Origin of the sequence: Streptomyces sp. NPDC048462 (assembly GCF_043200175.1) — a bacterium.
Classification (GTDB): domain Bacteria; phylum Actinomycetota; class Actinomycetes; order Streptomycetales; family Streptomycetaceae; genus Streptomyces.
On sequence record NZ_JBICXG010000023.1, the window covers coordinates 97,028 to 118,346 of the forward strand.

Here is a 21,319-nt window from a genome sequence, read left to right on the forward strand (position 1 = left end):
ACCCGTAGCGCCTCACCGGACGCGGGCGGCTCCCCGCGCCTTCGCGACGGGGCGGCTGACAGCACTGGGCCACCAGGCCTTCGGGCCGATGTCAACGACCAGTGCGGGCGCGAGCAGCGAACGCACTACCAGGGTGTCCAGGAGCACTCCGAAGGCGACGATGAACGCGATCTGCGCCAGGAAGGCCAGCGGAATGACGATCAGCGCGGCGAAGGTGGCGGCCAGCACCACTCCCGCCGATGTGATCACCCCGCCGGTGCTGACCAGCCCCCGGAGCACGCCCTGCCGGGCCCCGTGCACCAGCACCTCCTCCCGGACACGTGACATGAGGAAGATGTTGTAGTCCACTCCGAGAGCTACCAGGAAGACGAATCCGTACAGCGGTACAGAGGCATCCGTGCCGCTGAACCCGAAGGCGTGCTTGAAGACCAGCGCCGAAACGCCCAGGGTCGCAAGGAAGTTGAGACCGACGGTGGCCACGAGCAGGACCGGGATCAGCACGGATCGCAACAGCCCCATCAGGATCACCAGAATGATCACCAGCACCACGGGCACGATGATGCCTCGGTCACGCTCGGCCGTCCGCTGGGTGTCGTACTGCTGCGCTGTGTAGCCCCCGACAAGCGCCTCGGCCCCCGGGACAGCGTGCACGGCCGTGCGCAGGCGCTGGATCGTCGCCTTGGCCGCATCGCTGTCCGCGGCGTCCTTCAGCGTCACGTCGACACGGACACGTCCGTCCACCACGACGGGCGGTCCCGTGTCCGGTCGCCCGGAGGCGGTCACGGGTACGGCACGGGCGACGCCTCGCGTCTCCCGTGCCGCCGCGGTCACCTCGGCGGCACGGGCGCTGTTCGCGACGACCACGGCCGGGTTGCCCGATCCGCCCGGGAAGTGCTTCCCCAAGGTGGCTTGCGCGGACACGGACGGGGCGTCGTTCACGAAGATCTCGTCCAGCGGTACACCCTGCGACTTCAGCGTGGGCGCGAACGCCGCACAGGCGACGAGGACCAGGCAGGTGGAGATCCAGACTCTGCGCGGGGTGCGGTCGACTCGGGCCGCGACCCGTCGCCAGATGCCATGCCCCCCTGCCGCCTCGTCTGCCGGGCGCGGTTTCGCCGGCCAGTAGGCGGCCCGGCCGCACAGGACCAGCACGGCCGGCAGGAAGGTCAGCGTGCTCAGCACCGCGCAGACGATCCCGATCGCCCCCACCGGGCCGAGCGCCCGGTTGTTCGTCAGATCGCTCAACAGCAGGGCGAGCAGGCCGAGAGCCACGGTTGCGGCGCTCGCGGTGATGGCCCCGAAGGATCGGCGCAGCGCGGCGACGGCCGCAGCCGTGCGGTCGCCGTGCCGGGTGAGCTCCTCACGGAAGCGTGCGGTCAGCAGCAGGGCGTAGTCGGTGGCCGCGCCGATCACCAGAATCGACAGGATCCCCTGGACCTGGCCGTCCACCCGCACGACACCGTGGTCCGCGAGGGCGTAGACGATCGCGCAGGCGAGCCCGAGGGCGAGGACCGAACTGATGATGATCAGGAACGGCAGCAGCAGGCTTCGGTAGACGAGGAGCAGGATCACCAGGACGGCGGCCAGTGCGACGCCCAGCAGCAGCCCGTCGATCCCGGCGAAGGCGTCCTTCAGATCGGCCTGGCTCGCCGCGGGTCCGGCGATCCCGGCCTCGGTGCCCGGCACCGAATCAGCCGCTTCACGCACTCGGTCGAGCGTGCCGGGCAGTGCGTCACCGAGGCCGGAGCTGAGTTGTACGACGCCGGAGAGCGCCCGGCCGTCCTCGGCGGGCAGTGCGGGCGACGGCTTTCCGACGACTCCCGGCACCCCGGCCAACGAGGCGAGAGCCCGGGTGGAGGCGGCCTGCGCACCCGCCGGGAGCGGGCCCCTGCTGCTCGTCCAGACCACGATCGCGGGTACGGTCCCGGACCGCTGGAACTCCTTCTGCGCCTCGGACACCTTCGTCGATTCCGCGCTGCGCGGCAGGAACGCGGCCTGATCGTTCGTGGACACCTCCCCCAGCTTCCCGGCGAACGGGCCCAGCGTCCCGCCGATGCCGAGCCAGACGACGAGCAGGGCCAGAGGTACCAGCCAGCGGACGATGTGGTGCCGCGGTGCGGGCTTCATGACTTCCCCAGAGTTCGGCGTACGGTCATTTTCTCTCAATCATTAATTATCTCAACCATTGAGAGATATTACTCTGGTGGTATGCGCACCGCAGACAGAGTCCCGGACAGAGGCATGGACGACGGGCCCACCGGGCTCCAGACGTTCGCAGTGCTGTTGCGCCGTATGAACAGCGAGTTCAATCGCATCGCCCACGAGTTCGCCCAGTCCCAGGGGCTGCATCCCACGGATGTGCAGGCGCTCATCGCGATCCTCGACGCCGAGCGCACCGGGACGGGGGCGGCCATGACTCCGGGGAGGCTGCGCGAACAGCTCGACCTCACCTCGGGAGCGGTGACGGCGTGTCTGGACCGGCTGGAGCGCGCGGGACACATCCAGCGGGTCCGCGACAACAGCGACCGCCGGGTGGTGCATCTGCATTACGCGGCAGCGGCGAAGGCGGTGGCCCGCGACTTCTTCATGCCGCTGGCGGACAGCACGGACACGGCCAGGCGTCAGTTCGACGAGGCCGAGCTGACGGTCGTGGCCCGCTTCCTGGACGCCATGAACGACGAACTGGCCCAGTTGCGCAAGGACGGGCGGCAGCCCTGAGTGAGGGGCGCCCCCGCCGGGCGGCACCCACAGCGCCTGCGGGCCGGCTCTCGCCACGGGCGCACCGCAGTCGGGCATGCACCCGATTCATGTCGTTTCGTTGGAGCGGTTCTTCCACGATCATGTCCGTATGGCTGATGACCGCACGCACGTCCAGGACTTCTTCACCGCTCGCGCCGCGGACTGGGACGCCCGCTTTCCCGACGACGGGCCGGCCTACGCCGCGGCGGTCTCCGCCATGGGCCTGCGCACGGGCGATGCCGTGCTCGACGCGGGCTGCGGTACGGGACGGGCACTGCCCGCCTTGCGGTCCGCGGTCGGCCCCGGGGGCACCGTACTGGGCGCTGATCTCACCGCGGCCATGCTGGAGGCCGCGGCTCGCGCGGGCCGCGGCAGTGACGGGCGGCTGTTCCAGGCCGACGCCGCCCGGCTGCCGGTGCGGACGCATGCGCTCGACGCCGTGTTCGCGGCCGGGCTGATCGCACATCTGCCGCAACCGGAACGGGATCTGGCCGAACTCGCGCGGGTGGTGCGGCCGGGCGGGCTGCTGGCACTGTTCCATCCCATCGGCAGGGCGGCACTGGCCGCACGGCACCACCGCACACTCACCGAGGACGATCTGCGGGCGGAGCCCAACCTCGTCCCGCTGCTGGCACGTTCGGGCTGGCGGCTGAATTCGTACACCGACGAGACCGACCGCTTCCTCGTCCTGGCCGAACGCAAGGGCTGATCCCCGTACAGCACCTCGTACAGCACCCCGGTCGGCGAGGCAGGGCGGCTCACCCGGCCGGGGCGTCCGGACCACGGAGGTCCCGGACCGGGCAGCCGCCCACTCCCGGTGTGGGGTACGTGCCGAGTGCGGACACCTCGTAGCCATCCGGATAGCCCTTGATCTCGGGGTTCTGGCGGGCGTGGTGCGGGGCGGTACGAGGCGGCAGCAGCCGCACCGCACGGGCCCTCAATCGCAGCGCGCCCCGGGTGAGTCCACGCGCCACCGGTCCCGGACGCTCGTAGCGGAAAGCCCGTAGCAGCGAGTCGTCGAGGAGCGCGAGGCTCGCGCCGCGCGCCATCCGGGCCAGGGGGCGCGGGTACCAGGACGCCATCAGGGCGAGCGTGGCGTCCGACACCTCGCGCGCTCCCTCGTCCCAGCCGAAGTGCTCCTTCTCGTAGGCGTCGAGGGTGCGCTCGAAGTCCTCGTACGTGTGCGGCAGGTCCTTGATGCCCATGTGCGCGCCAAGGGTCCGGTAGTAGGCGGCGCACGCCGATCTCTCGTGTCCGGACAGCCGGCGCCAGCCATAGCTGTCGAGCCACCGCTTCGGCGTGACGACGAAGGTGCACAGCACATAGCGCATGTCGTCGTTGCTGATGTCGTAGCTGCGGTGCATCTGGTTGATGCGACGGATGGCCGTACGCCCCGGATCGCTGTCGAAGCCGTGCTCGACCACGGCGTCCAGGAGGAGCGCGGTGTCGTCGTACCGCTTCTGTGAACGGCTCGTCAGTTCCGCCGTATCGGCGAGCAGTCGGCCGATGCTGGGGACGGCATACGTTCGGTACAGGGCGAGTTCGAGGGCGCGGGTGATGTCCCAGGGGAATTCGTAGGTGGCCGTGATCCGGTAGATCTCCAGGAAGTCCTTCTCCGGATCCAGGCGTTGAATATCCCTCAGTCGGTCATAGCGCTTCACCGCGCGTCCCTCTCGTAGTCCGGGCCGAGTGTCCGACCCTACGTCTGCGGGCAGGACCGTGAGTACGCGCGCGAGACAGCAACGCCGTGCCCGCGCGGCACGTCTCCTCACGTGCACGTGTTTCCGTGTCCGCCAGATACATATCCAGGAAAGGCGGTCTCCATGACCGACATGCTCGGCATACTCCGCAGAGCCGTGAATCCCGGCCGCAAGGGCGGCCGGCCCGACGCCCCCCTCAAGGCGCCGGAGCGTCGGCAGCACAATCTGTTCGATGCGGCCGCCACGTTCGTCGCCGCGTCGGTGGAGGAAGACCAGGAGCGGATGGACGAGGCGAGCGGCTGGGTGTCGCCGGAAGCTCTCTCCTTCGGCGTCGGAGAACTCGCCTGCCGGGCGGTCATCGCGCTCGCCCGTGAGCGCGATGAATCACCCGAAACGGTGGCCCGCGCTCTGCTCGGCCTGACCGACGAGTAGGCGTCACGTCCACGGCACACCGAAGCCGGACGCGACGTTCTGCCTTGTCAGGGCCTCGACGAGTGGGTTACCCACTGGTTAAGGTGCGCCGACGGACAACCATGACGGATGAGGAGGGTGCAGTGACCGGGACGGACAACGCAGTCGCCGACGACGACGCACTGTATGTACTGACTGCGGTCCTGCTGACCCCAGCACAGTTTCCGAGCGTGCTGGGCGACGACTACCCGGAGGCCTGTGCGGCGCTCGGGCTCGGCCCGTACGCCACGGGGTACGGACTGGTCATGGGTCAGGACGGTGACGGAGCCAGGTGGACCGTCGTCGTCGACGACGTCTCCCTGGTGGCCGTGGCGATAGCGTCCTGGGACTGTGGCATGGAGTACGACCTGTCGCCCGACGAAAGCTCGGTGGTCTGCGCTCTCCCCGGCTGGCCGCTCGCCGTGGCGGTCGCCGCGCCGGGCGTGGCCGCTCCGCACGACCCGGCCCCCGACCCCGACGCGGACGGCGGGGATCCGCCTCCGCTCGCTCCACCCGACACGGATGTGTGGGGCCCGGCGCAGCGCCGCCTCGGTGCGGACGCGATCGCATCGCAGTGGGCGGCCTGGCGCGAGCAGATCGACGACTCCGACTCCGCCGAGTCCGGACCGGCGGGCGACGGGAGCGAGGAGGCTGTGTCTGAGGACGATCACTCGTCCCGTACGGACGGTCCCGACGCGGATGCTCACGCGGACGCGGATTCCGGTTCCGACCCCGACTCCGACATCGCGGCGGACAGCACCGCCCCGGCCGGTGCGGACGCGAGCCCTGCGGACACGGGCGGTGCCGGCGGTACGGACGCCGGCCGTGCGGGCGCGGATGCCGGCGAGCGCAGCGCCCAGCCCGGCACCCATCCCGGTGTACGGCGAGCTCTCGCCGAAGCGCAAGCCTATGCGGGTGCCCCGCCGCCGCCCGGCCGGATCCGGTCTTCCTTCGCCCCTGGGGACGCCAGGACGATCCGGGCCGACGGCCCCGGCTGGTCCATGGCGGCCAGGACCGACGACATGGCGTTTCTCCTGCTGGACGAGATACCGGGCGAGATAATGCCGGTCCAGCGGGGGAAGGACCTTCCCGGCCTGCTCAAGGCCCTGGACGCGCTGGCCGTACGGCCCTCCTGAGGCGCCTCGAGCATGGGCACCGCCGACCGGGCGCTGCCCGGTGCCGGGCCCTTGCGATCAGGGACCCGGCACCGCTCAGCGGCCGATCTCCTTGCGGCTGATCCTGCGGAGCCTGCGCCGCTGACTGGGGTCCAGTGCCAGGTAGGCGATCGCGGGGACTCCGATGAGCACCAGCAGTGACAGCCAGAACCCGATGAACGGCATCAGGACGACTGCGACGACGACTCCCCCGATGGCGATCTTTGCTCTGTTCGACATCGTCCACGCCTCCTTCGCGGCCAGTAGCCGCTCCTGCTGTGAGAACGCCTGTGCGTGCCCATCGGTTCCAGCCTGCCCCGAACCCGTCGGGAACGGTCACCTGAGCGGTGCGCCGACCTCGTGCATGTGGTCGAGTGCCTGCCGGTAGGACTCGATGAGTCCGGTCTCCGCGTACGGCATGCCGAGCGCCTCACAGTGCGCCCTGACCAGGGGCTGCGCCAGCCGCAGATGCGGGCGGGGCATGCTCGGAAAGAGGTGGTGCTCGATCTGGTAGTTGAGCCCGCCGAGGAACCAGTCGGTGAGGACGGCACCCCGCACGTTGCGTGAGGTCAGGACCTGACGCTGCAGGTGTCCCCAGCGGTCCCCGTCCGGGTCGGGCATCTCCATGCCCTTGTGGTTCGGGGCGAAGGCCATGCCCAGGTGCAGCCCGAAGAGCGCGTGGTGCACGAGGGCGAAGACGACCGCCTTGCCGGGAGACATGACCGTGAGCAGCAGCGCGGCGTAGAGACCGAGGTGGGCGACGAGCAGCAGGGCGGAGAGGGCACGCTCGCGGGCGGGCTGCTGTCGCAGGTACTGGAAGCCGGAGATCTTCAGCGCGATGCCCTCCAGGAGCAGCATCGGGAAGAACAGGCGGGCCTGGTTGCGGGTGAGCCAGCGGGCGAAGCCCTCACGCTGTGCTGCCTGCTTCTGGGTCCAGACGAGGGCGCCGACGCCGACGTCCGGGTCCTTGTCCACGTGGTTGGGGTTGGCGTGGTGGCGTACGTGCTTGTCGTTCCACCAGGCTTCGTTCATGCCGAGCAGCAGGTTGGCGTGCACCAGGCCGATGGCCCGGCTCGCCCGGCGGTCACCGGATATCTGGGCGTGTCCGGCGTCGTGCCCGACGAACGCGGTGCGGGACCAGAAGACGGCGAGGGGCAGTGCGAGGAACAGCGTCCACCACGTGTCGCCGAGGAGGAACATGCCCGTGAGCACGGCTCCCAGGGCGAGCAGGTTGGCGGCGATACCGGCCGCGTACCAACCGGTGCGGCGTTCGAGGAGTCCTTGCCCCTTGACGGCCCGCAGCAGTGGCGCGAAGTCGCTTCCTGCACTTCCGACACTTCCGGCACTTCCGGCACCGTCACGGGTTCGTTCCGCGACGGTGGTTGCGGCCTGAGGCATGATGTCTCCGGTCTTAAGGGGTGCGCTGACCTGATGAAACGTACGGGTCGCAGATATACGGCAGCCATGGAGCCACCACCCGAGGTTTCCTGGTGCCAACCCCCTCATTCCGGTGGGGGGCCGGCTACACCTGGCCGACATACCGGACACAGGCGTGTGATCTAAAACATGTGACGACTAGCCCCGCCGCCGGATGCGATGGAGTACCCTCGGCGACCTCGGCCCACTAGTCAAATTTGAGGAATCTGACATCGCTGTGCACAGCCTCCCCGCAGCAACGCTCTCCGAGATCTCCGCACTCATCGGCTGTTCTGTGGTGTTCCTGCCCGCGGATCCCTCCCGGACCGGACGCGTCGCCTTCTGGTGCCCAGACGGTAGCAGCCCGCCCGATGCCCCGGGGACCGTCGAGGGCCTGACCGTGACCGGCGCCGACGCCGAGTTGTACGAAGTGGCGGCGCGGCTGCTCCCCGTGCGGGACGCGCTGCCCGTACTGACCCGCGCACGGGCCTCGGCCGACGCCTCGGCGTCGGCCTCCTTCTGGGGTGCCGCCGGACTGCTGGCCCTTCAGTTCACCGCGCGCGGGCTGCTGTTGCCGGGGATGAGCGCCACGGACCAGGACGCGTGGCGGGCCGGACCGCTCACGGCCGATGATCAGGACCGCATCCGCGGCCTGGCCGCCTCCATGCCGCCAAGTGCCCATGCGGTACCGCTCGATGCGTCGGCGGAGCCGCTGTTGCTGCCCGAACCGGAGTGGCTGGTGCGGGCGTTCCTCGACGCGGTGGCCGACGGCCTGCCGCGCACACCCGCCGCGGCCCTCGCCAACGGTGGTCCGGCGTTCACCGCGGACGCTCCGCAGCGGCTGGCGGACCAGCGGGCCTGGGCCGCCGATGTCGCGGCCGGGCACGACGCGGGTGTCCGGCTCTCGCTGCGCGTGGAGGTGTCCGGGCTCGAGAGGGCCGGCGACGGGCCCGAGGGGCAGTTGTCCGGCCCCTCCTTCCGGGTGGTCCCGCAGATCCACAGCGTCAGCGACCCCACGCTGGTCACCGATGCCGCCCGGATCTGGACCGGCAACGGACCGGCCGCCGCGGCCCTCGGGCCGAAGGCCCGGATGGACGCCCTGCTGATGCTGCGCCGGGCCGCCCGCGCCTGGCCGCCCCTGACCCCGCTGCTGTCGGCTGCCGTGCCGGACGCCGTGGAACCGGCGGACGAGGAGATCGCGGAACTGCTCGGCCCCGCCTCACGCGCGCTCGCCGCGACGGGCGTACAGGTGCACTGGCCGAGGGAGCTGGCCCGCAAGCTCACGGCGCGTGCGGTGATCGGTCCGTCCGACGACGAGCACGGCGGGGCCGGAACAGACGGTTTCCAGCCAGCCGCCCGTACCGGTTCCGACACCGCACCGCTCCTGTCGGCGGACGCCCTGCTCGCGTTCGACTGGCGGTTCGCGCTCGGGGGCCTGGACCTCAGCCGCGCCGAGCTCGACCGGCTGGCCGAGGCGGGCCGGCCGCTGGTGCGGCTGCGCGACCAGTGGGTGCTGATCGATCCCGACGAAGCGCGTCGCGCCCGGGAGACCCAGGACCGCAAAGTCACCCCGATCGACGCTCTCGGGGTGGTACTGACCGGCTCCACGGAGATCGACGGCCGACGGATCGAGGTCCGGGCGACCGGCTGGCTGGAAGCGCTGCGTCAGCGGCTCACCGATCCGGAATCCCGGCAGGCGCAGGAGGGGCAGCCGGCGCTCGCCCAGCCCGCCGCCCTCACCGCGACCTTGCGCGACTACCAGCTCCGTGGCCTGAACTGGCTGCACACGATGACCTCGCTCGGCCTAGGCGGCTGTCTCGCGGACGACATGGGGCTCGGCAAGACCATCACCCTGATCGCGCTGCATCTGCACCGGCAGACCATCGAATCGGCCGCGGGGCCCACCCTGGTGGTCTGCCCGACGTCGCTGATGGGCAACTGGCAGCGCGAGATCGAGAAGTTCGCGCCCGGCACCCCGGTCCGCCGCTTCCACGGCGGCTCACGGAGTCTGGAGGACCTGGCGGACGGCGAGTTCGTCCTCACCACGTACGGGACGATGCGGCTGGACACTCCGAAGCTCGCGGCCACCCGGTGGGGCATGGTCGTCGCCGACGAGGCGCAGCACGTGAAGAACCCTTATTCGGCGACGGCCAAACAGCTGCGCACGATCGGCGCGCGGGCGCGGGTGGCCCTCACCGGCACCCCGGTGGAGAACAACCTCTCCGAACTGTGGGCGATCCTCGACTGGACGACCCCCGGCCTGCTCGGCCGGCTCGGCGCCTTCCGTAGCCGCTACGCGCGAGCGGCCGAGGAGGGCAGCGACCCGGCGGCGGCCGAGCGCCTCGGCGCGCTGGTGCGTCCGTTCCTGCTGCGCCGGCGAAAGTCCGACCCGGGCATCGCTCCCGAACTGCCGCCGAAGACCGAGACGGACCGCGCGGTCTCCCTGACGGCCGAGCAGGCGGGCCTGTACGAGGCGGTGGTGCGCGAGACCCTGGCGGCGATCTCCGCCGCCGACGGCATGGCGCGGCGGGGCCTGGTGGTGAAGCTGCTGACCGCGCTCAAACAGATCTGCAACCATCCGGCGCAGTACCTCAAGGAGGAGGAGCCGCAGATCGCCGGCCGTTCGGGAAAGCTGGAGCTGCTCGACGAGCTCCTGGACACCATTCTCGCGGAGGGCGCGGCCGTCCTGGTGTTCACCCAGTACGTGCAGATGGCCCGGCTCCTCGAACTGCACCTGGCGGCGCGCGGGGTGCGCACACAGTTCCTGCACGGCGGCACTCCGGTCGCCGCCCGCGAGGCGATGGTGAACCGTTTCCAGGCGGGCGAGGCCCCCGTCTTCCTGCTGTCGCTCAAGGCCGCCGGGACCGGCCTCAACCTCACCCGGGCGGGCCATGTGGTGCACTTCGACCGCTGGTGGAACCCGGCGGTCGAGGCCCAGGCGACCGACCGCGCGTACCGCATCGGCCAGACCCAGCCGGTGCAGGTCCACCGGCTGATCGCCGAGGGCACCATCGAGGACCGGATCGCCGGGATGCTGGCCCGGAAGCAGGGGCTCGCCGACGCGGTCCTCGGTTCCGGCGAGAGCGCCCTGACCGAACTCAGCGATGCGGAACTGGCCGACCTGGTCGAGCTGCGAGGGGGCGCACGATGAGCAAGGGATACGAGCCCGGCGCATACGAGCCGGACGGGTACGCCGCCGGCGAATACTCCGACACCTACGACACCTATGACGACGACACCGACACCGACACCGACATCGACGAGCGGGACGAAGCGGCTCCCTCCGTGTCCGCGCAGGAACGCACCTTCGCCGCGCTGCCGCCCGCGCACGGCCGCGGTTTCGCGGAGTCCTGGTGGGGCCTGGCCTGGCTGAAGGCGCTGGAGGACACCGCGCTGGACGGCCAGCAGCTCAAGAAGGGACGCCGGCTCGCCCGCGAGGGCGGGGTCGGTGTGGTGTCCGTGCGGCCCGGCCGGATCACCGCCGTGGTGCAGGACCGGGACGCGAGCGCGTACCGCAGCGATGTGCTGCTCCAGGAGTTGAGCGAGGAGGAGTGGGACCGGTTCCTGGACATGGCGGTCGACCGGGCCGGGCACATCGCGGCCCTGCTCGACCGCGAGATGCCGCCGCACCTGGTCGAGGACGCGGCAGCGGCGGGCGTGGAACTGCTCCCGGCCATCGGCGACCTCGATCCGGAGTGCACCTGCGAGGCCTGGGACCACTGCCCGCACACCGCCGCACTCTGCTACCAGGTCGCGCGGCTGCTGGACCAGGACCCGTTCGTGCTGCTGCTGATGCGCGGACGTGGCGAGCGCCGGCTGCTCGACGAGCTCCAGGTGCGCATCACCGCCCGCGCCACGGGACACGAACCGTCCGGGCCCGCCGACGCGCCGGCGGCGGAACCCACCGGCCGGGGCGCACGCGGGGTCCCGGCGGCGGAGGCCCACGCGGCGGCCGGCGCCCTCCCACCGCTGCCCCCTCCCCCGCCGCTTCCCGCCCAGGCCGGTGTCTCCCCATCGTTGGACACGGAGACCGATCCGGAACCCGGTGTGGACCCGACGGCGCTGGAGATGCTGGCGACGGACAGCGCTGCACGGGCTCACCGGATGCTCGCGGACGCGCTGGCACCCGGCCATGAACTGCAGCCCGTACCGGTCGCGCTGACGCCGGAACAGGACGCGGTACGGCTGGCCGCCGACGCACGCCCCGAGCCGTGGATCGCGACCCGGCTGGCAACCGGGTCGGGGCGTGGCCCGGCCGGTCTGCGGGTCGCGGTAGGTGCCTGGCGGTACGGCGGCGCCGCGGCGCTCCTGGTCCTGGACGAACAGTGGACACCGGACTCGGCATCACTGGCCCACGCCCGAACACAGCTGTCCACCGCCTGGGAGGAGGACGAGGCTCCTCGACTGCGGGCCGAGCACAACCGCTGGACGTCGGCGGACGGCACGCTCCAGCTGCGCTACGGACGGGACGGGCGCTGGTATCCGTACCGCAAGGAGAGCGGGCGGTGGACGCAGGCCGGTCCCTGCGACGACGATCCGGCGGCAGCCCTGGCCGACGCGGGCCAGACGGACACGGACCAGTCGGAAGTCGGCCGGACGGACGCGGGCCGGACGGACGCAGACCGGACGGACACCGGCCGGGCGGGGGCCTGACGGAGCATAACCGGCGGCCGGGGGCGGGCGTTTCACTCCCGGCCGCCGGTGCGAAGAGGACTGCGCGATCCACCCCCGGGCCGGGAGCGATTCCGGGCTCCTGCCGTCTTCCGCCGCCCGCGCGACCCCCGTACGGTGGGGCCCGCGAGATACTCGGCCGTACATCGGACAACGCATTCCGGTCACCGGACAAGAGGGAGTGACCAGCTGCCTGAGGCATCGGCGGACGGCGGCCTCCCACGGTGAACCGCCACCTCGGACACACGCTGTTCTGCCACCTCGGACAGCCGGATCCCTCCCCGGAATCCCCCGACCGGCCCTCCTCCCACCTCGGCTACACGCACTCCCCCACACACAGCTGGAGTACACATGCACCGGAGAAGGATCCTTCAGGGCGCGGCCGCCACTGCCGCGGCCACGCTGCTCCCCGCCTCCGCACGGGCCACTGCGGCGGCAGCGGGCGACACGGACTATCCGTCGGCCCACTGGGCGCCCGCGTCCACGTCCAACTACACGGTCTCCACGCGGCCTTCGGCGTACCCCGTGCAGTATGTGATCATCCATGTCACCCAGGAGACGTTCTCGGACGCGGTCGCGATCTTCCAGAACCCGGCGAAGCAGGTCTCCGCGCACTACGTGGTCCGCTCGGCGGACGGCTACATCGACCAGTGCGTCCGGGAGCGGAACATCGCCTGGCACGCGGGCAACTGGGACTACAACACCCGTAGCATCGGCATCGAGCACGAGGGCTATGTGGACCAGCCCGAATACTTCACCGACGCCATGTACGAGAAGTCGGCGCTGCTGACCGCCTCGGTGTGCGACCGCTACGGCATCCCCAAGGACCGCGCGCACATTCTGGGCCATGTGCAGGTCCCGGGCACCGACCACACCGATCCGGGTCCGAACTGGGACTGGGTCCGCTACATCCGCCTCGTCAACCTGCTCGGCACGGCCTGACCGAGGGCCGGGGGGCCGGTCCCGGGGCAGGCCCCCCGGCCCGGCGCTTCCGATTACCGATTGCTCTCCGCACCACGGTTGTCGCGGGCGTCCGCTGCGACGACGATGGGGGTGTACGGCGCCCCTGGACGGGAGGGTGAGTTGACGGACCCCTGGTTGGCCCTGGCAGCCGACGCCGACCCCGGTGAACGGCTCGGCGAACTGCGCCACGCGCACGAGGTGTTCACCGCGGCCGGCCGCCTGGAGCGGCCGGTCCGCCCGGTGGTGGGTGAATCATGGCGCCGCTCGGCGCGGGCCCGCGTCTGCCCGGACGGCGCCGCACTGGTCGACCTGGACGCCGACGAGGTCGGGCCGTACCGGGAGTCCCATCCGCTCGCCCGCGCCATGCCGGTGATCCGGGAACTGATGAGCGCCTACGCCACGGACGGGGAGCACCTCCTGGCGGTGTGCGACGCGCACGGCAGGCTGCTGTGGGTCGAGGGGCATCCGGTGACCAGACGGCGTGCCGGGCGGATGAACTTCGTGGAGGGGGCCCGCTGGGCGGAGTCCGTCGCCGGTACCAACGCGCCGGGGACGGCCATCGCCGTGGACCGCCCGGTCCAGGTGTTCGCGGCCGAGCACTTCCTGCGTCCGGTGCAGCAGTGGACGTGCGCGGCCGCGCCACTGCACGACCCGCACACCGGACGGGTGCTGGGAGCGGTCGACATCACCGGCGGGAACGGGCTCGCCCATCCGCACAGCCTGGCGTTCGTGCAGGCCGTCGCCCGCGCCGCCGAGTCCCAGCTCGCCCTCCTCGCCCCGCCCCCGTCCGCCGGGACCGTACGGCTGAGCGCTCTCGGCAGGAACGAGGCGCTGCTGACCGTGGCCGGCCGGGCGCTCCGCCTCAGCCGCCGGCACAGCGAGATCCTGGTCGCCCTGGCCAGGCGGCCCGAAGGCATCGGCGGTGACGAGCTCCTGATCGAGCTGTACGAGGACGAGTCGGTCACCCCGGTGACGCTGCGGGCCGAACTGTCCCGGCTGCGCCGACTGCTCGGCCCCGATCTGCTGCTCTCCCGCCCCTACCGTCTCGCCTCCCCGGTCGACGCGGACTTCGACACGGTCGCGCGCCGACTGGCCTCGGGCGCGGTCGCCTCGGCCCTGAGCGCTTACGCGGGGCCCCTGCTGCCCGGTTCGCAGGCACCGTCGGTCGTGCGGCTGCGGCGCCGGCTCGACGATTCACTGCGGGCCGCCTTGATCGCTCGCGGTGATCCGGGGCTGCTGGCGGACTGGGCTTCGAGCCCGTGGGGCGAGGACGACCTCCCCGCGTGGCGGGCGCTGGCCGAGGCCGCGCCGGCTGCTCAGCGTCCGGCGCTGCTGGCCCGGGCCCGGACACTGGAGGCGGAGCTGCGATAGCCGCCTGCCCGCCGCGGCACGCAACGGGGTTGCAACGTGGGGCTGTCTAGCCTCGCGCCGAGGGCCGCCCAACGGCGGGCGGCACCGGATCCGGGAGGCCACAGAGATGACCCGTTACGCTGCGCCGGGCACCGAGGGCGCGATCGTCTCGTACGAGTCGCGCTACGACCACTGGATCGGTGGCGGGTACGTACCGCCCGCCCGTGGCCAGTACTTCGAGAACCCGAGCCCCGTCAACGGCCTTCCGTTCACCGAGATCGCCCGGGGCACCGCCGAGGACGTCGAGCACGCCCTGGACGCGGCACACGCCGCGGCTCCGGCCTGGGGTGCCACCTCGGCGGGTGACCGCGCCTCGGTCCTGAACCGGATCGCCGACCGGATGGAGGCTCATCTGGAGGAGCTCGCGGTGGCGGAGAGCTGGGAGAACGGCAAGCCGGTGCGCGAGACACTGGCGGCCGACATCCCGCTGGCCATCGACCACTTCCGCTACTTCGCGGGCGCGCTGCGGGCCCAGGAGGGTTCGCTCAGCCAGCTCGACGAGGACACCGTCGCGTACCACTTCCACGAGCCGCTCGGCGTCGTCGCGCAGATCATTCCGTGGAACTTCCCCATCCTGATGGCCACCTGGAAACTGGCCCCGGCCCTCGCGGCGGGCAACGCGGTGGTCCTCAAGCCGGCCGAGCAGACCCCGGCGTCCATCCATGTGTGGCTGAGCCTGGTGGCGGACCTGCTGCCGCCGGGTGTCGTGAACATCGTCAACGGCTTCGGCGCGGAGGCCGGGAAGCCGCTGGCGTCCAGCCCGCGCGTCGCGAAGATCGCGTTCACCGGGGAGACCACGACGGGGCGGCTGATCATGCAGTACGCCTCCGAGAACATCAAGCCGGTGACCCTGGAGCTGGGCGGCAAGTCCCCGAACATCTTCTTCGACGACGTCTGGTCGGCCGACGACGACTTCCGTGACAAGGCGCTCGAGGGCTTCACCATGTTCGCCCTCAACCAGGGCGAGGTCTGCACCTGCCCCTCGCGGGCCCTGATCCAGCGCGGCCACTACAGCGAGTTCCTGGAGGCGGGCATCGCCCGCACCGAACAGATCGTGCCGGGCCATCCGCTGGACACGGACACGATGGTCGGCGCCCAGGCCTCCAACGACCAGCTCCAGAAGATCCTTTCCTACCTGGACATCGGCCGGCAGGAGGGCGCCAAGGTCCTTACGGGCGGCGAGCGGATCGAGTACGACGGTGAGCTGGCGGGCGGCTACTACGTACAGCCGACGATCTTCGAGGGCGACAACCGGATGCGGGTCTTCCAGGAGGAGATCTTCGGCCCGGTCGTCGCCGTCACGTCGTTCTCGGACTTCGACGACGCGATCCGCACGGCGAACGACACGCTGTACGGGCTCGGGGCGGGCGTGTGGACCCGCGACACGAACACCGCGTACCGGGCGGGCCGGGCCATCCAGGCGGGCCGGGTCTGGACGAACTGCTATCACGCGTACCCGGCCCACGCGGCGTTCGGCGGGTACAAGCAGTCGGGGATCGGCCGGGAGAACCACCGGATGATGCTGGAGCACTACCAGCAGACGAAGAACCTGCTGGTGTCGTACTCGCCGAAGAAGCTGGGCTTCTTCTAGGAGCACAAGAAGAGGCGCCTGACCTGGGGTTTCACCCATCAGGCGCCTCTTGCTCGTTCCACTCAGACCGAAGCCTGGTTTACGTCGTAAGTCCCCGTTGGGCCGCATCGCGGCGTAGTACATGCAGACGGAAACGCGCCTCAAGGGGCGGTCCGCGTCCGCGCTGACGGGAGACCGCCGCCAAGAGACGGGCGACCTGGGCCGGGTCAGCCTCGGACTTTCATGACACTGGTTCGATCAGCCTCTTGGGTGACGCATCGTTCCGGCGCGGAACAGCTCGCAGGCTGTGCCCATAGCCATGGAGGTTCTTAGCGCGGATGACTACGAGTCGGTGCATCGGGCAAGCCGAGGTTCGGCGGCGCGGTACGGGATGATGACGCTCAACGCCGTGATGGAGGCGTTGGTGCAGGATGTCGAAGAGGGCTTCGACTGCGAACTCGTCTGGGAGTACGCGGGCATGCTTCGTTGCCGCGCCTGGCTGGCGCAGGCATCGCCTGTGTTCACGGACAGGATTCGGACCGCGCGGCAGGTGGAGCTCGACGCGCTGGACACCCGCTTGCAACTGGCTACCGTGCCGCTGCACGACCAGGCGGACGATGCACGGTGGCATTCGCGGCGACCGTTTCTGATCGTCGGTGACGCTTTGCTGGAACTGCCTGGATCCTGGGTCCTGTGACACGCGCGAGCTGATGTCCAACCGCCTATCAGATCGCCGGAGAGTTCCTCTGAACTGGGAAGACAGGCCTTGTCTAGGGTCCTGTTCACCTCAACGAGAGGCACTCTCCAGGTGAGAAGGCGTAGCACCCTCAAGAGTGGCCTGGCTGCCGCGATATCGGCGGCGCTCGTGCCCTGGCGGCGCCTCGGGCGGTGCACGATCCGGGCAAGATCCAGCTGGATGTGGCACTCGCGGTCGCTCTGGGCGGAGATTCTCTGGCCGATGTGGGCATGCTGCGGGCCGAGCCTGCCGCATTCGGGACGGTGGCCTCCGACCCGACCGTCTCCCGTCTGGTCGACAGCCTCGCCGCCGCCGGTCCGCAGCCCTTGGACGCGATCCGCACCGCTCGGGCCGATGCCCACGAGTACGTATGGAAGCCGGCCCGGAGCGGGGCGCCGGACAGGGACGGCCACGTGATCGTGGACCTGGACGGCGTGCTGCTAGTGGCGCACTCCGAGAAGCAGGACGCCACCACCTGGAAGAGGGCCGACGGGCACCATCCGCTGATGGGCTTCGTCGATTTGAGTCGTCCCTGACCAGGGCAGGGCAGCGGTTGGGGCCCACTACGCGGGCGTCCACCTTCCACCCCGTCGGACTCAGAGCCCGTGACATGCGCTACCGCGCTCCTGAGCGTAGCCACCGCGGCCCGGCACATCGTTCTGTTCGCGCTGTCTCCTCGGGAAGCCAGGCGACGCGTGATGGACCGCCTCCTGCACCGGCGGACCATCACGAATGAACGGAGCTAGCCACTGACCAAGGCTGATGCGTTCTCAGTCTGCGAGATGAGCTGTTCGGCCGGGCTCTCTCCCGCGGCTTCTGTAAGCGTCTTCAGCGCACCAGGAGATTGATGGCGACCTGCAGTCGTTCGAGGTAGAACTCCCGTGATGCGGCCTGATGCTTGAGGCCGATCGATGCGCTGATCATCGTCTGTGCGACAAGGGGGGCAGCCTCTCGTCCTGACTCGACGGCAATCGCTTCTGTAATCAGTTCCTCGAAACGTCGCGGCGTGGTCTCGGCGATCTCTCCGAGGAGGTCGGGGTTGTCCTCGATGACCACCGAGACATCGCGCGTCAGCGGGCCGATGTAGCGGCCCGCCCACTGGTCGAACGCTTCGACGAGCCGCTCTGGAAGGGGGCGGCCGGTGTCGGCCAGGACATGTTCGGCCGCTGTGATGTCCCGCTCCAGGGCCTGGGTGACCGCGGCACGGAACAGAGTCTCCTTCGAGGAGAAGAGGAAGTAGAGCCCGGGCCGGGAAATGTGCGCCGCCCGCGCCACCTCCTCCATCGAGGTCTTCCGGTAACCGAAGCGCGCGAACGTGACCATGGCGGAGTCCAGAACCATGGTCCGACGGTCGGTATCGGCGGCTGTCGACGGCCGGTGGCCGGCATCGGGACTGCTCATGGACCGAGCATACGAGCGAGAGTCGCACTATACAAATCAAGTCTAGTAAGTATAGTCACCGCCATGGCTACTCGCGAACCCGTCTCCACGCCCTTCACCGCCTCCAGCACCGCGGACGAGGTACTGCGGGGCGTCGACCTCACCGGCGTCCGCGCGATCGTGACGGGAACGTCCTCCGGAATCGGGATCGAGACGGCTCGTGCGTTGACCGCTGCCGGGGCGGAGGTGACGCTCGCTGTCCGGAACACGACTGCGGGTGACGCCGTCGCTGAGACGATCGCGAAGTCAACCGCAGGGATACGGCCCCGAGTCGTCCGGCTCGACCTTGCCGACAGGACCACCGTCACGCGATTCGTCGACCTGTGGGGCGGCCCGCTTCACCTGCTGATCAACAACGCGGGCGTGGTCACTGGTGGCCTCGAACGAACACGCGAGGGCTGGGAGCTGCAATTCGCGACGAACCATCTTGGCCACTTCGCCCTCGCCACCGGCCTTCATGACGCCCTGGCCCTGGGAGCGGCCGACCGTGACGGAGCACGGATCGTCTCGGTCAGTTCGACGGCGCACATGCGTTCCGGCATCGACTTCGACGATCTCCACTTCGAGCGTCGCCGCTACGACCCGCAGATCGCCTACGCCCAGTCGAAGACGGCGAACTCTCTCTTCGCCGTCGAGGCGACTCGCCTCTGGGCCTCCGACGGCATCATTGCCAATGCGGTGAACCCCGGCGGTGTCGCGACGGGACTGCAGCGGAACTTCACAACGCAACAGAAACAGTCGCTCGACGCGGCCGAAGCCGCCGGAGTCTTCACGTACAAAACGGTCGAGCAGGGGGCTGCCACCAGCATCGTCGCGGCCGTCGCCCCGGAGTTCGCGCACTCCGGAGGCCACTACCTTGACGATTCACAAGAGGCCTACACCGTGACGAACGACGCCGACCTCGCGCAGCACCCGCACGGTGTCAAGGAATGGGCGCTCGATCCCGCCACCGCCAAGCGCCTCTGGACGGTCTCGACCGACCTGCTCCGCGTCACGGCGTTGGGACCATGATGACCGAGTCGGACGGAGCGGCAATGGAAGCCGCCAGGAAAAGCAAGCGAGGCTAGAGCATGCTGTTTGATATCGACCGCAGTACGCTGACGGCCGCAGTCGGCGAGGGCAACGTTCGCCGGCTGCCGACTGAAACCGCAGAGCGTTACGGTTTCACCGGTGAGACATTCGATTTTTTCACTCAGGTCGGAATTCCGTCTGCTGTGGACTATGAGCTCGGCTTCGGCCCTCCTGATGAATTCAGCTACGGGTTCATCCGGCACCGTGCCGCAGAGGAAGCTGAGGGCTGGGAGTTCCCCGAGGGAGTTGAGGCTCTGACCAAGATGGGGAATTTTGTTATCAATTCTGTAGCCATTGACCCGGTTACCAGAATCGTCTATCAGTACACTGATGCGTCGATGGAAGCAATTCCAGTGCATGGGGACGTGTCCTCCTTGGCCAAGACCGTCAGTTCATTCATCGGGTACGTCAAAAACTGCGCGCGCGGTGATGACGATGACGCAGAATACGTTCGCCATAAGCGAGATGTTGACGCGATTCATGACGCGATCCGCCTTGTAGACCCACTGCCGTTTGCCCATGAGTACAGCGAATGGGTTGAAATGTTCGGCAACCTCGAAGGCGGGATCTACACCTGATACGCCAGCTGTAGATCGTGATCTTCATGTCTGGGATGCGGCCCGTCGCCGGCAATGGCTGGTGCGGGACCGGGCTTGGTGGCGGCGGCGCCAGTCGGACCAGCCGAGCCGGTGGGCTGCGTCGTGGACCGGCTGGACGACGAGCGTGATGAACAGGCGCTGGATCTCGTTGCAGGACAGCGGGACCAGGTCGGCAGGTCCGGGATGGCGGGTGCGCTCGTTGGCACGGACGGCGGCGAGGAAGGCGTGGGCGAGCATGGCGAGGGTGACCCAACGGGTCCAGGAGGGGTAGTGGCGGACCTGGTGCTCTTCGGGCCCGGCCAGCCCTTTCTCACTCAGGAAGGTCTCCTCCACCCGCCATCCGGATCCGCTTCGATTACAACGCGCGGGGGCAGAGAGCCGTGACAATGGATGACGACCACAGCGCGGCCACAGGTTTCTGACATTCCCCTGACATCACCCAGCGACTCTCTTCCTCCGGCTCCGCGCCGGAAGATCCCGCATCGCCTTCAAGGAGAGAGTCACGCATGGAGATATTCAGCCGCATGCGGCGCACGGCCGCGGTACTCGGCCTGTGTACGGCACTGGTCGCCGTCCCCGCCGCGGCGTCGGCCGAACCTGCCGTGCCGAAGACGCCGCGGATACCCGTCGTCACCACGGAACAGGTCATGCCGCACCTGCGGGCGCTGCAGTCGATCGCGGACCGCACCGGAGGCAACCGCGCCCACGGCACCAAGGGCTTCCAGCAGTCGCTGGCGTACGTGAAGGGCGTGCTGGACAAGGCGGGCTTCCGCACCAGCCTGCGGCCCTTCACGCACGACGGCGTCCTTGGACACAACCTCATCGCCGACTGGCCCGGGGGCGACCCGGACCACACCGTGCTCGTCGGCGCGCATCTCGACAGCGTCGAGGCCGGCCCCGGTATGAACGACAACGGCTCCGGCTCGGCCGCCGTGCTCGCCACCGCCGTCGCCATGTCGCGGGCGGGAGTCGCGCCGAAGCGGCATCTGCGGTTCGCGTGGTGGGGAGCGGAGGAGCAGGGCCTGATCGGCTCCAAGGACTACGTGCGCAAGCTCTCCGCCGCCGGGCGCAAGAAGATCGACGTCTATCTCAACTTCGACATGACCGGCTCCAGGCACGTGCAGCAGTGGTTCGTCGTCCACGACGACGCCAGGGCCACGGACGCGTTCGAGGGGTACTTCGCGGCCAAGGGGCTGCCCACCTTCGACATCGGCATCGGCGGCTCGGACCACGAGTCGTTCGGCGATGCCGGAATCCCGGTCTCCGGCTTCACCACCGGCGTCGGCGACTGCCTCCACGACGCATGCGACCGCATCGAGAACGTGGACCCCGGGACCGAGACCGTCAGTACGAACGCCGTTCTCGGCGTGACCTGGCAGCTCGCCACCCGCTGATCACCG

Annotated in this window: 18 protein-coding genes and 2 pseudogenes; 14 read left to right on the forward strand and 6 right to left on the reverse strand. The window is 69.8% G+C overall.

The window, feature by feature from the left end; translation table 11 throughout:
* Nucleotides 1-12 precede the first annotated feature (12 nt).
* Nucleotides 13-2,127, reverse strand: a complete 2,115-nt coding sequence (locus ACGFU6_RS30230; RefSeq protein WP_393615482.1) for an MMPL family transporter — start codon at nucleotides 2,125-2,127, stop codon at nucleotides 13-15.
* 81 nt (nucleotides 2,128-2,208) lie between these two features.
* Between ACGFU6_RS30230 and ACGFU6_RS30235 the strand changes: the two genes are divergently transcribed.
* Together ACGFU6_RS30235 and ACGFU6_RS30240 are read left to right on the forward strand one after the other, a co-directional pair.
* Nucleotides 2,209-2,718 (forward strand): MarR family winged helix-turn-helix transcriptional regulator, encoded by a 510-nt coding sequence (locus tag ACGFU6_RS30235; protein ID WP_393615483.1) that lies wholly within the window; start codon nucleotides 2,209-2,211, stop codon nucleotides 2,716-2,718.
* A gap of 130 nt (nucleotides 2,719-2,848) precedes the next feature.
* Entirely contained in the window at nucleotides 2,849-3,448 is a 600-nt protein-coding gene (locus tag ACGFU6_RS30240; RefSeq protein WP_393615484.1) for a class I SAM-dependent methyltransferase, read from the forward strand.
* 49 nt (nucleotides 3,449-3,497) lie between these two features.
* On the opposite strand, the gene ACGFU6_RS30245 is transcribed toward ACGFU6_RS30240, so the two are convergent.
* Complete coding sequence (locus ACGFU6_RS30245) at nucleotides 3,498-4,400, reverse strand: oxygenase MpaB family protein (protein WP_393615486.1); 903 nt, start codon at nucleotides 4,398-4,400, stop codon at nucleotides 3,498-3,500.
* A 171-nt stretch (nucleotides 4,401-4,571) separates the two neighbouring features.
* Between ACGFU6_RS30245 and ACGFU6_RS30250 the strand changes: the two genes are divergently transcribed.
* Both ACGFU6_RS30250 and ACGFU6_RS30255 read left to right on the forward strand, forming a co-directional pair.
* On the forward strand, nucleotides 4,572-4,871 hold the full coding sequence (locus ACGFU6_RS30250) for a hypothetical protein (RefSeq protein ID WP_393615517.1): 300 nt from the start codon (nucleotides 4,572-4,574) through the stop codon (nucleotides 4,869-4,871).
* 101 nt (nucleotides 4,872-4,972) lie between these two features.
* Entirely contained in the window at nucleotides 4,973-6,025 is a 1,053-nt protein-coding gene (locus tag ACGFU6_RS30255) for a hypothetical protein (RefSeq protein WP_393615488.1), read from the forward strand.
* Nucleotides 6,026-6,100: 75 nt separating this feature from the next.
* Here ACGFU6_RS30255 and ACGFU6_RS30260 read toward each other — a convergent pair whose 3' ends face one another.
* Both ACGFU6_RS30260 and ACGFU6_RS30265 read right to left on the reverse strand, forming a co-directional pair.
* Nucleotides 6,101-6,283, reverse strand: coding sequence for a hypothetical protein (locus ACGFU6_RS30260; RefSeq protein ID WP_073733881.1), 183 nt, complete (start codon nucleotides 6,281-6,283; stop codon nucleotides 6,101-6,103).
* 96 nt (nucleotides 6,284-6,379) lie between these two features.
* On the reverse strand, nucleotides 6,380-7,441 hold the full coding sequence (locus ACGFU6_RS30265; RefSeq protein WP_393615490.1) for a fatty acid desaturase family protein: 1,062 nt from the start codon (nucleotides 7,439-7,441) through the stop codon (nucleotides 6,380-6,382).
* Nucleotides 7,442-7,697: 256 nt separating this feature from the next.
* Here ACGFU6_RS30265 and ACGFU6_RS30270 point away from each other — a divergent pair, with 256 nt between their 5' ends.
* The 7 genes and pseudogenes from ACGFU6_RS30270 to ACGFU6_RS30300 form a co-directional block, all read left to right on the forward strand.
* Nucleotides 7,698-10,610 carry a DEAD/DEAH box helicase gene (locus tag ACGFU6_RS30270; protein ID WP_393615491.1) on the forward strand — a complete coding sequence of 971 codons (2,913 nt, stop codon included), beginning with the start codon at nucleotides 7,698-7,700 and terminating at the stop codon, nucleotides 10,608-10,610.
* Nucleotides 10,607-12,112, forward strand: coding sequence for an SWF or SNF family helicase (locus ACGFU6_RS30275; RefSeq protein ID WP_393615492.1), 1,506 nt, complete (start codon nucleotides 10,607-10,609; stop codon nucleotides 12,110-12,112). The genes ACGFU6_RS30270 and ACGFU6_RS30275 overlap by 4 nt, the downstream gene beginning before the upstream one ends.
* A gap of 369 nt (nucleotides 12,113-12,481) precedes the next feature.
* Nucleotides 12,482-13,072 (forward strand): N-acetylmuramoyl-L-alanine amidase, encoded by a 591-nt coding sequence (locus tag ACGFU6_RS30280; RefSeq protein ID WP_393615494.1) that lies wholly within the window; start codon nucleotides 12,482-12,484, stop codon nucleotides 13,070-13,072.
* A gap of 141 nt (nucleotides 13,073-13,213) precedes the next feature.
* Entirely contained in the window at nucleotides 13,214-14,464 is a 1,251-nt protein-coding gene (locus ACGFU6_RS30285) for a GAF domain-containing protein (RefSeq protein WP_393615495.1), read from the forward strand.
* 106 nt (nucleotides 14,465-14,570) lie between these two features.
* Nucleotides 14,571-16,094 (forward strand): aldehyde dehydrogenase family protein, encoded by a 1,524-nt coding sequence (locus ACGFU6_RS30290; protein WP_393615496.1) that lies wholly within the window; start codon nucleotides 14,571-14,573, stop codon nucleotides 16,092-16,094.
* 373 nt (nucleotides 16,095-16,467) lie between these two features.
* On the forward strand, nucleotides 16,468-16,770 hold the full coding sequence (locus ACGFU6_RS30295; protein ID WP_393615497.1) for a hypothetical protein: 303 nt from the start codon (nucleotides 16,468-16,470) through the stop codon (nucleotides 16,768-16,770).
* A gap of 27 nt (nucleotides 16,771-16,797) precedes the next feature.
* A pseudogene (locus ACGFU6_RS30300) lies at nucleotides 16,798-17,330 on the forward strand (transposase); the annotation flags it as partial.
* A gap of 307 nt (nucleotides 17,331-17,637) precedes the next feature.
* Here the strand turns inward: ACGFU6_RS30300 and ACGFU6_RS30305 are convergent.
* Entirely contained in the window at nucleotides 17,638-18,210 is a 573-nt protein-coding gene (locus ACGFU6_RS30305; RefSeq protein WP_393615498.1) for a TetR/AcrR family transcriptional regulator, read from the reverse strand.
* A gap of 63 nt (nucleotides 18,211-18,273) precedes the next feature.
* On the opposite strand from ACGFU6_RS30305, the gene ACGFU6_RS30310 reads away from it, so the two are divergent.
* Nucleotides 18,274-19,260, forward strand: a complete 987-nt coding sequence (locus ACGFU6_RS30310; protein WP_393615499.1) for an SDR family NAD(P)-dependent oxidoreductase — start codon at nucleotides 18,274-18,276, stop codon at nucleotides 19,258-19,260.
* A gap of 59 nt (nucleotides 19,261-19,319) precedes the next feature.
* Nucleotides 19,320-19,898 (forward strand): SUKH-4 family immunity protein, encoded by a 579-nt coding sequence (locus tag ACGFU6_RS30315; RefSeq protein WP_393615501.1) that lies wholly within the window; start codon nucleotides 19,320-19,322, stop codon nucleotides 19,896-19,898.
* Between the two features lie 24 nt (nucleotides 19,899-19,922).
* On the opposite strand, the pseudogene ACGFU6_RS30320 reads toward ACGFU6_RS30315, so the two are convergent.
* A pseudogene (locus ACGFU6_RS30320) lies at nucleotides 19,923-20,270 on the reverse strand (IS701 family transposase); the annotation flags it as partial.
* A gap of 155 nt (nucleotides 20,271-20,425) precedes the next feature.
* On the opposite strand from ACGFU6_RS30320, the gene ACGFU6_RS30325 reads away from it, so the two are divergent.
* Nucleotides 20,426-21,313 (forward strand): M20/M25/M40 family metallo-hydrolase, encoded by an 888-nt coding sequence (locus tag ACGFU6_RS30325; protein ID WP_393615502.1) that lies wholly within the window; start codon nucleotides 20,426-20,428, stop codon nucleotides 21,311-21,313.
* The last annotated feature ends 6 nt before the right edge of the window (nucleotides 21,314-21,319 follow it).

Bases quoted from the DNA above. Each gene is read 5' to 3' on its own strand.
- ACGFU6_RS30260 (WP_073733881.1), bottom strand. From the start codon at position 6,283: ATGTCGAACAGAGCAAAGATCGCCATCGGGGGAGTCGTCGTCGCAGTC.
- ACGFU6_RS30325 (WP_393615502.1), top strand. From the start codon at position 20,426: ATGGAGATATTCAGCCGCATGCGGCGCACGGCCGCGGTACTCGGCCTG.
- ACGFU6_RS30250 (WP_393615517.1), top strand. From the start codon at position 4,572: ATGCTCGGCATACTCCGCAGAGCCGTGAATCCCGGCCGCAAGGGCGGC.
- ACGFU6_RS30265 (WP_393615490.1), bottom strand. From the start codon at position 7,441: ATGCCTCAGGCCGCAACCACCGTCGCGGAACGAACCCGTGACGGTGCC.
- ACGFU6_RS30315 (WP_393615501.1), top strand. From the start codon at position 19,320: ATGCTGTTTGATATCGACCGCAGTACGCTGACGGCCGCAGTCGGCGAG.
- ACGFU6_RS30310 (WP_393615499.1), top strand. From the start codon at position 18,274: ATGGCTACTCGCGAACCCGTCTCCACGCCCTTCACCGCCTCCAGCACC.
- ACGFU6_RS30235 (WP_393615483.1), top strand. From the start codon at position 2,209: ATGCGCACCGCAGACAGAGTCCCGGACAGAGGCATGGACGACGGGCCC.
- ACGFU6_RS30280 (WP_393615494.1), top strand. From the start codon at position 12,482: ATGCACCGGAGAAGGATCCTTCAGGGCGCGGCCGCCACTGCCGCGGCC.
- ACGFU6_RS30230 (WP_393615482.1), bottom strand. From the start codon at position 2,127: ATGAAGCCCGCACCGCGGCACCACATCGTCCGCTGGCTGGTACCTCTG.
- ACGFU6_RS30305 (WP_393615498.1), bottom strand. From the start codon at position 18,210: ATGAGCAGTCCCGATGCCGGCCACCGGCCGTCGACAGCCGCCGATACC.
- ACGFU6_RS30255 (WP_393615488.1), top strand. From the start codon at position 4,973: ATGACGGATGAGGAGGGTGCAGTGACCGGGACGGACAACGCAGTCGCC.
- ACGFU6_RS30275 (WP_393615492.1), top strand. From the start codon at position 10,607: ATGAGCAAGGGATACGAGCCCGGCGCATACGAGCCGGACGGGTACGCC.
- ACGFU6_RS30240 (WP_393615484.1), top strand. From the start codon at position 2,849: ATGGCTGATGACCGCACGCACGTCCAGGACTTCTTCACCGCTCGCGCC.
- ACGFU6_RS30290 (WP_393615496.1), top strand. From the start codon at position 14,571: ATGACCCGTTACGCTGCGCCGGGCACCGAGGGCGCGATCGTCTCGTAC.
- ACGFU6_RS30295 (WP_393615497.1), top strand. From the start codon at position 16,468: ATGACGCTCAACGCCGTGATGGAGGCGTTGGTGCAGGATGTCGAAGAG.